This is a genomic window from Streptosporangium sp. NPDC006013 (assembly GCF_040614275.1).
Lineage (GTDB): Bacteria > Actinomycetota > Actinomycetes > Streptosporangiales > Streptosporangiaceae > Streptosporangium.
In genome coordinates, this window is record NZ_JBEXUE010000419.1 from 1 (window position 1) to 8683 (window position 8683).

Annotated in this window: 8 protein-coding genes; 3 read left to right on the forward strand and 5 right to left on the reverse strand. The window is 70.0% G+C overall.

The window, feature by feature from the left end; all coding sequences use genetic code 11:
• Window positions 1-204: 204 nt before the first annotated feature.
• Together ABZ260_RS39895 and ABZ260_RS39900 are read right to left on the reverse strand one after the other, a co-directional pair.
• Window positions 205-3297 carry a BTAD domain-containing putative transcriptional regulator gene (locus ABZ260_RS39895; protein ID WP_355627974.1) on the reverse strand — a complete coding sequence of 1031 codons (3093 nt, stop codon included), beginning with the start codon at window positions 3295-3297 and terminating at the stop codon, window positions 205-207.
• A 360-nt stretch (window positions 3298-3657) separates the two neighbouring features.
• Window positions 3658-3810, reverse strand: coding sequence for a hypothetical protein (locus tag ABZ260_RS39900; protein ID WP_350919877.1), 153 nt, complete (start codon window positions 3808-3810; stop codon window positions 3658-3660).
• 254 nt (window positions 3811-4064) lie between these two features.
• On the opposite strand from ABZ260_RS39900, the gene ABZ260_RS39905 reads away from it, so the two are divergent.
• From ABZ260_RS39905 to ABZ260_RS39915, 3 genes are read left to right on the forward strand one after another with little or no spacing between them, the layout of a single operon-like run.
• The gene (locus ABZ260_RS39905; protein ID WP_326641313.1) at window positions 4065-4403 is read left to right on the forward strand and encodes a hydroxyisourate hydrolase; all 339 of its coding nucleotides are present in this window, start codon (window positions 4065-4067) and stop codon (window positions 4401-4403) included.
• A gap of 41 nt (window positions 4404-4444) precedes the next feature.
• Window positions 4445-5278, forward strand: a complete 834-nt coding sequence (locus ABZ260_RS39910) for a BTAD domain-containing putative transcriptional regulator (RefSeq protein ID WP_350919880.1) — start codon at window positions 4445-4447, stop codon at window positions 5276-5278.
• 23 nt (window positions 5279-5301) lie between these two features.
• Window positions 5302-5988: a hypothetical protein gene (locus ABZ260_RS39915; RefSeq protein WP_350956163.1), complete on the forward strand. Its 687-nt coding sequence runs from the start codon at window positions 5302-5304 to the stop codon at window positions 5986-5988.
• A 52-nt stretch (window positions 5989-6040) separates the two neighbouring features.
• On the opposite strand, the gene ABZ260_RS39920 is transcribed toward ABZ260_RS39915, so the two are convergent.
• The 3 genes from ABZ260_RS39920 to ABZ260_RS39930 form a co-directional block, all read right to left on the reverse strand.
• A complete protein-coding gene (locus ABZ260_RS39920; protein ID WP_355627979.1) occupies window positions 6041-7087 on the reverse strand; it encodes an FAD-dependent oxidoreductase in 1047 nt (348 codons plus the stop codon).
• Between the two features lie 13 nt (window positions 7088-7100).
• Window positions 7101-8405 carry an MFS transporter gene (locus ABZ260_RS39925; protein WP_355627982.1) on the reverse strand — a complete coding sequence of 435 codons (1305 nt, stop codon included), beginning with the start codon at window positions 8403-8405 and terminating at the stop codon, window positions 7101-7103.
• Window positions 8402-8683 (reverse strand): hypothetical protein (locus tag ABZ260_RS39930; protein WP_355627985.1); only part of this gene is annotated, 282 nt, incomplete at its 5' end. The genes ABZ260_RS39925 and ABZ260_RS39930, both read right to left, overlap by 4 nt.

Consider the following 8683-nt stretch of genomic DNA (forward strand, 5'->3'; position numbering starts at 1 on the left):
GCCGAACGTGTTTGTTAACACTCCGGACATTCTCCACGAGTACCTTCAACATGGGTAGGGCCACCGCTGACCGCCCGCACCGCCCACAACGACAACGGCCACTCGACCGGGGCCGGCGACCGACCCGCCGCACCACACGTCCGCGCCCCGTTCAGGGAGCGCGGCCGCGCCGTCTCCGTCGCCTCTCACCGGGCACGGTCGAGGTCAGCCGGCGGGAGGATCCGCCAGCTGGGTACGGATTTGGGCGGCGATCGCAGGTGGCATCGTGTCGGCCAGTTCGAGCGCCTCCTCCGAGACGCTCAGCGCCGCCTCGGTCTCGCCGACGGCCGAGTACGCCTCGCTGAGCATGACCAGGACGCGGACCACGTGGAACGGCGCGTCGATCTTGTGAAACAGACCGAGGGCCTGGTGGAAGCGGCCGATGGCCTGTTCGGTCTGGTCGGTGGCCAGCGCCAGCTCGCCGAGGCCGAGCACGACCCGCGCCTCGGCCAGCTTCTCTCCCATGGTGCTCGCCAGTTCCAGCGCGCGCTGGAGCGTGAGGCCGGCCTCGGCGAAGTCGCCCTGGCGCAGCCGCGCGATGCCCAGGCCGTGCAGGGCGTACGCCTCTCCGGTCGGGTCCCCGATGTTGCGTACCGTGGTGAGCGTCCGCTCGAAGACCTCGGCCGCCGACGGCAGCTCTCCCGAGCGGAGGTAGGTCTCGCCCAGCCGGTGCAGGACCTGTGCCTCCACGCGCCGGCTGCCGCCGACCCTGCTGAGTTCCAGCGCCTCGCTCAGCAGTCGCTTGGCCGCGTCGAGGTCCTCGCAGTCCAGCCTGATCTGGGCCACGCTGTGCAGCACGTAGGCGGAGGCGACCTGGTCATCGGTCCTGCGGAAGATCGTCAGCGCGCGTTCGTAGCGTTCCACGGCGTCGTCGAGCCGGCCGCTGATCCGGTCCAGGAACGCGATGTTGCGGATGACGAGGGCCACGCCGAGGTCGTCGCCCGCCTCCTCGAACAGTTCCGCGGCCGCCTCGAAGTCGCGGCGCGCGTCTCCGAACCGCTGCTCGGCGATGTAGAGCGAGCCGATCGAGTAGAGCATCGCCGCCTGCCCCCTGCGGTCCCCCGCCCGCCGGGCGGCGGCCAGCGCGACCTCGTGGGTCTCCCGCCAGTCGTCGAAGTAGATCCTCGACTCGAACAGGGTCACGGCGCTGATCGCGAGATCCCAGCAGAGCTCGACGAACCCGGCCTGCGCCGCCTGGCGGATCCCCGCGACCAGCGTCAGCCGCTCGCGCTCGTACCAGGGCAGGGGGGCCATGACCAGCTTCTCGACCAGCCGGTCGGGCAGCGACCAGCGCGGGGCGTCGCTGTGCACCTGCACGTAGTCGCCGCCGTACTCGCGGCGGTGCGCCTCCCCGGTCAGGAAGAGCAGTCCGCCGAGCACTCTCTCCAGCGCGGCTTTGCGGTCGGCGACCGCCTCCTCGGTGGCAAGGCGCTCGCGGGCGAAGACGCGGATCAGGTCGTGGAAGCGGTACTGGCCGTGCACGCCGTACCCGGTGTCCGTCGCCTCGATCAGCTGGGTGTCGGCCAGGTCGTCGAGCAGGTCCTGGGCGTCCGCGGGGTCGCTGTCGAGCAGCGCGGCGGCGACCCAGCCGGAGAAGTGCCGGAACTCCAGGATGGCCAGGCGTCTGAACAGCCTCCGCGCGTCCTCGCTGACGCTTTCGTAGGTCAGGGAGATGCTCGCCCTGATGCCCAGGTCCCCGTGCTTGAGCTCGTCGAGCCTGCGGGTCTCGTCCTCCAGCCGGCCCACCAGCTGGTCGATCGTCCAGTGCGGGCGGGCCGCGAGCCTGGCGCCCGCGATGCGCAGCGCCAGCGGGAGGTGACCGCAGAGGTCCGCCAGCCGGGCCGCCGCCTCGTGCTCGGCCTGCACCCGTTCGACGCCCGCGATACGGGAGAGCAGGTCGACCGACTGCCGCGAGTCGAAGAGGTCCACGTCGAGGTGGGCGGCACCGGGCAGGCCGGCCAGCCGGGTCCTGCTGGTGATTATCACCGCGGCCTCGGGATTGCCGGGAAGCAGGGGCAGCACCTGGCTCTCGCTCCTGGCGTCGTCCAGGACGATCAGCATCCTGCGTCCGGCGAGCAGCGCGCGGTACATCTCCGCCCGCTCGTCCACCCCGTCGGGGATGGCGGTGCCCGGCACGCCCAGCGCCCGCAGGAAGCGTTCGAGCACCTGCCCGGAACCGAGCGGGCGCGACTCCCCTCCGTGCAGGTCGGCGAAGAGCTGGCCGTCCTCGTAGCGGCCGGCGACGCTGTGCGAGACGTGCACCGCGATCGTGGACTTGCCGATCCCCGGCTTGCCGACCACGGCGATGATGGGCACGGCGAGTCGCTGCCGGTCCTCCGCGGCGAACGTGAGCTGCCTGCGGATGGCCTCGACCAGTTTGATCCGGCCGGTGAAGTCCGCGATGTCGGTGGGAAGCAGCCGGGGCACGGTCCGGTGCGCGACCGGCACCTCGTTCGGCTCCCCGTGGCGCTGGAGCTGCTGTGGTTGTTGCTGCTGCTGCCGCTCCGGCGGGTCAAGGCTCTCGTCGGAGGTGAGGATCGCGTACTCGAGTTGCTGCAGGCTCTCGTTGGGCTCGATGCCCAACTCGTCGATCATCGTCTGGCGGGCGCGGCGGTAGACCGTCAACGCCTCCGCCTGGCGCCCGGAGCGGTAGAGCGCGAGCATCAACTGGCCGCGTAGCCGCTCCCTGAGCGGATGTTCCTCGACCAGCTCGCTGAGCTCGCCGACCAGCTCGTGGTGCCTGCCGAGTTCCAGCTCCAGATCGACGCAGTCCTCGTTGGCGTTGATCCGGCGCTCGGTCAGCCTGCTGACCGCCGCCTGCACGAGCCGGCTCTCCTGGCCGTCGAGGGCGGGGCCCCGCCAGAGGGCGAGCGCGTCCCGGTAGTGTCTGACCGCCTCGTCCGGGTTGCGGTTCTCGCGGGCCTGGCGGGCCTGGCTCAGCAGGTTCTCGAAGTTCTGGGAGTCGAGCTGCCCCTCGGTGACCCGCAGGGTGTATCCCTGGGAATGGGTCGCGATGACGTCGAGGTTGCCGTGGGCGGCGAATAATCGCCGGAGTGAGGAGATGCAGATCTGCACCTGCGCGCGCGAGGTGCTGGGAAGGTCGTCACCGTAGATCGCGTCGGTCAGTCGCCCGATGGTGACCATGCGATTGGCCTCCAGCAGAAGACAGGCGAGAACCACCTGTTGCCGGGGTGCCCCCAGATCCAGGCGCTGGGAACCGGCCACGACTTCCAGAGGACCGAGGATCCGATACTCCACCCGAATCTCCTTACAGAGTCGCGGCCTGTCCAGTAAATCACCGCATGGTTTGGCGTAAGAGAGACGTCAGGCACCTGACCATTAACTTAAACCCAGGGAAAATATACCGAATCCCAACCGCCCATAATCCTGAACATATAACCCAGTGATCACGACGGGTGATTTTATGTGTATGAACCGCTGTCTGCCCGGGATCATACAACGTCGCCGGGTGGAGAACCAGGGGGGTTTGTTAAGGTCTGACCTGACTTGCGACTAACGGGTGGGTTTGAGACGCGAAGAAGCGGCCGGGCCTTGGACGGCTCCGACCGCTCCGGCGAATCCCCGCCGCCGGTGACCACCGGGCAGGGGGTGCAGAGTTCAGCCCCAGGGGGTGTTGCTGGCGAGCACCACGGTCTCCGGGGACCCGCCGGCGGCGACCGCGGGGAGGACGGCGGTGAGGCCGAGGCACCCCAGGATGGCGGCGGCGGCGACGATGGACCGGAGAGCGTTGGAGCTAGCGAATTTCCGCATTTTCTGCACCTCTTGTCGTGTCTTTCTGGCTGCTGTTCGCCTGTCTGCTTCAAAACGTAGGCAGCCCCCCTATCCAGCCTTTATCCGATCTCTTCTGATCCGGCATCCGCCCCATTCGCCGGCAAAAGATAGGGAGCGGTAGCCGATGGATAGCGGGCCGAAAGCGGACGGATAACGCTCCGGTGGAACCTGATGGGACCGAGGTCGCGTGATACGGGTCACGCGGCCCCGACCAGAAGATGGGTATCCTCACCATGAGCATCGCCACGCAGGCACTTGACGGCGTCTACGGCCGATCCGCGGCCGGTGTCCGAGCTCGCCTGGAGCGAGCCGTGGGCGCGGACTGGCAGCAGGTCTCCGAGGGAGAGACCGACATCGAGGGAAACGTAAAAGAATGGATGGACGAATTCATGGAGCGCGGGCTCTATCGTCTCGTCCTCGCCACCGACCACTATTTCGCCGGGCTTGGCATGACCACCTCCTATCCGGAGGTCACGGTGATGTTCAGAATGCACGACGAGTGCATGCCCTATCACATCCAGGTCGTGCTGGCACCGCACTCGTACACGACGTATTTCGGCGTCCGCGGTTGACTCCGCGAGCGGCGGAGTCCGTTCTCCTGAGGGAAGCGAACATGCCTGTTCAACAATTGGCGGTACCTGGCCCCCACAACCCCGGAGCCGACGAGGGCACGCCCTCGGTCGTCGCCCGCTGCCTGAGCAACTTCCGTCTGGAGGTCGACGGGCAGGCCGTGTCACACTGGCGCGCCGGCAAGGCCCGAGCCCTGTTCCAGTACCTGCTGGTCAACCGTGATCGGTTCGTCCACCGGGACCGGCTGCACGAGGTGCTTTGGCCGGAAAGAGCGGACCACCACTCCAGCTCGCTCAAGGTGGCCGTGCACGGCGTACGCCGGGTGCTCAACGAGTTCGAGGACAGGGACGGTTTCACCCTGCTCCACCAGAACCACGGCTACCTGCTGCGGACGAACAGCGCGTGGGTGGACATCGAGGAGTTCCAGCGCGCCTTCGACCGGGGCCGGGACGCCTGGGTCGCCAAGGACCACGACACCGCGATCGCCTGGTTCCAGCGCACCGCCGACCTCTACATCGGTGACTTCCTCACCGGCGAGACCGGCGGCTGGATCAACGAGCAGCGGCAGTGGATGCGCGGGACCGCCCTGCGCGCGCTGTCCGCGCTGCGCAGCGAGTCGCTGGAGCGAGAGGACTGGCCGGCCGCGATGCACTGGTGCCGCCGGACCCTCGACGTCGACCCCCACCACGAGGCCACCTACCAGACCCTGATGATGATGCACGGCGAGCTCGACGAGCTCGGCCGCGTCCTGAGCTGGTACGAGGTGTGCCGTCACCGGCTCCGCACCGACCTCGGGGTGGAGCCGAACGAGCGCACCGAACGGCTGCTGGCCGCGCTGATGCGGGGCCGGAGCCGGCCGCCGCTGACCGGCCGGTGACCATGACGACTCCGTCGTGGGAGATGGGATCGCGTTCCGCCGTTCCCGGCCCGGGAGGCTCCGTCACGGACGGGGGGCCCGACCTGGAGCGCCTGCGCGCGGCGGTCGGCGAGTTCGCCGGCTACACCGCGGCCGAGCGGTCCTGGGAACGGCTGCTGCTGGCGACCGGGCCGTGGGTCGACCCGGCGCTCGCGGCCCATCGCCGGGCACTGCTGACCTGGTTGAACGCCTGGGGGTGCCGGCTGCGCTACCCGCGCGAGGGCGAGCCGGACGTCTTCTGTGCGGAGACCGGCGCCTGGTGGGAGCGCTGGCGGGATCGCCTTCCCGGCCGGGACGTCGCACTCGCCCAGCTGGGCGACGCCGAGATCGACGCGGTGGGCGAGTGCTACGCGGACCTCGCGGCGATGCGGGCGGCCCCCGGATCCAGACCCCGCTCGCTGGGACCGACCGCGGCGACCAAGATGCTGCACGCCCTGCGCCCGCGAGCGCTGATGCCCTGGGACGCCGCCATCGCCGACGCCCTGCACGGTGCCCGTACGGCCGACGCCTACCGCGCGCACCTGCGGCTGGGCCGCCAGTGGGCGCGGCGCCTCCTTTCGGAGGCCGGTCTCGGCGAGGAGGCGCTGGCGGTGCGGCTGGGCCGCCCTGGCCGGCCGCTGGCGAAGATGCTGGACGACTACTGCTATCTGGTGTTCACCGCGACGACCTGACCGGGTGTCGCGGTGACGTTCACCGCGCCCCGGCCAGGCCCTCTTCCCATGGTCAGCGCAGTGACCTGACCAGGCTTCGCGCGGCCGTGCGGCTCGCGGCGAGCACCGTCTTGCCCGCGCCGCCGCTGCCCCCGGTGAAGGTGTAGACGCCCTTCGCCAGGGGGCGCAGCGACAGCCCGCCCGTGGGGTGGTAGCACTCGACCGCGGTGACGGCCCTGACCCCCACACCTGGCGGGCGGTACCCGATCCTGGACTCGGCGACGTCCAGGATCCTGCTGGTGAGGGCGGGGTCGGTCGACACGGTTCCAGGGGTGATGTCCCATCTGTCGGTGGGCAGTCCGAGCAGGATCCTTCCCTCCGCGTACGTCCTGCCGTACAGGCCGGACGTGTCGTCGACGAACGCGCCGGGGTTCCTCCCGGCCGCGGGCCCGAGCACGTACTGGATCACCTTGGTGCGCAGTCCCGCGTCCGACAGGCCGGTGCGGGCGAGCAGGTCCTGAGTCCAGGCCCCCGCCGCCACCACGACGGCGTCGAACCTGGCCGGGCTGCCCTCGGCGGGGCGAACCTCGGCCTCCGCGGTGATCCCGTCGACCTGCCCGTCGGTGACGAACGCGCCCGACCGGGCGAGCTCGACCAGGAGCCGGTCGCGGAAGCCGTTCGGGGAGAGGTAGCCGGCGCGTTTCTCGACGACGGCCACGCTTCCCTCGGGCAGCTCGCGGAACGTGCCGCGGCTGCTGAGCTCCTCGCCGCCGATCAGGGAGATCGAGCCGGGCAGGCGGCTGCGCACCAGTTCCACCAGGCCCTCGGTGCCCGGCCCCAGACCGGGGAGCAGGTATACCGAGCCGGTCTCCCGGTAGGAGGCCCACTGGCGCAGCTCCGGACTCGACTGGAGCTCGGCCAGGCTGTCGGCGGCCTCCAGGCAGAGTGCGGGATCCGGTTCGAACGCCCTGGTCAGGCCGCCTGAGGCGGAGCTGGCGTCGGCCCGCCTGTGCGGCTCTCCGGTGTACAGGTGGACGGCGCTGCCCCTGATGACCTCGCACAGCCGCCAGGCCAGCATGGCCCCCGCGATCCCACCGCCCACAACAGCGATTCTGAGCATCTCACCCCTCCGTTCATGTCGCCGAGGCGGTCGCGGGCCGCGACTCATCGGCCTTGTGCGGGTCACGCATGCCGATCAGGCCCGCCACGGTCGCGATCGCGGAGACCAGGGCCGCCCACAGCCACACCGAGCGTCCGACCTGGAACCACACCAGGGTTCCGATCACCGGCCCGATCGCGGTGCCGAGCCCGAAGACGCTCTGCATGGCGCCGATATAGCGGCCGCGGAGCCGTTCGGGGCCGGCCAGGGCGGGGTAGGCGAACGTGGTGGGCCCGCCGATGATCTCCGAGAGAGTCCAGACCAGGGTGCCGATCATGAACCAGATCGGGAGCGGGGATATCGCGTAGATCGCGTAGCCGACCGAGACCAGGCCGAGGCCGAGCAGCGCGGTCAGCCGGATCGGCCACTTCTGCACGACCTTCGTCATCGCCAGCTCGCAGGTGATGACGATGAAGCCGTTCAGCGAGACGGCCGCGCCGTACCACCACAGGCTGATCCCGGCGGCGGAGATGTCCAGCGGCAGGGTGGCCGTGTACTGGCAGTAGACGATGGAGGTGAGCAGCATCGCGAGCAGGTAGACGCTGTAGCGCCAGTCGGCGAACACCGCGAGGTAGCCGGAGCGGCCCTGCGTTGCCGGGTCCGCCTCCTCCGCCACCGCCTCCTGCTCCTTCGCCACGTACGCGGCGTGCGCGGCGCGCTTGGGCAGTGCGAACATCACGGTGACGCCGAAGATCAGCGCCGCGGCGGCCTCGCCCCAGAAGAGCGCGTTGTAGGAGACGGAGAGCAGCGCGGCGCCGATCAGCGGGGCGGCGGTCATGCCGAGGTTCAGGCCGAGCCGGTACATCGCCGTGATCATCACGACCCGGTGCCTCGGCGTCAGCTCGGTCAGCATGGTCTGGGCCGCCGGCCGGTAGAACTGGCCGACCGTACTGACCAGGAAGACCGCGGCGAGCAGCAGCGCGTAGGTCGGGGCGTAGAGGATGGACACGATCAGGAGTGCGGAGCCGCCCATGCTGATCAGCGTGACCGTCCGGGCGCCGAGACGGTCGGATAGCGATCCGCCGGCGAACGAGCCCACCACCGCGCCGGCTCCGTACACGCCCAGCGCCAGCCCGGCCTGGGTGGCGGAGAAGCCCCGGTCGGTCAGGAAGAGCACCAGGTAGATCTGGATGAACGCGGCGAGCCTGCTGATGAAGCCGCCGAAGAGCAGCGCCTTGACGGCGCGCGGGGTCTCCCGCAGGGTGACGAACACCCCGTCGTCCGGCTTGGCCGGGGGCTCCGGAGGCATGTTCTTCTCGTTCTCGATAACGGCGGTCACGCTGTTGCCCTCACCTTCAGGACGGCCTCGGCGGCGTCCAGCGCCGCCCGGCACTCTTCGACGGTCTCTGACAGCGCGGTGGCGTAGGCGATACGCCCCCACAGGGTGCCCTTGGGCGGTGGCGAGACGGTCGCCCCGGGGGCGACCACCGGAACCGCCCTGTCGATCTCCGGGGGCAGGCCGGTCTCGTCGAACTCGATCGACTCGATCGTGGAGATGGTCGGCGACGCTCGGGGAGAGCCAGAGGCCGACGCCCATCCGCTCCACTCCGAGGCGCT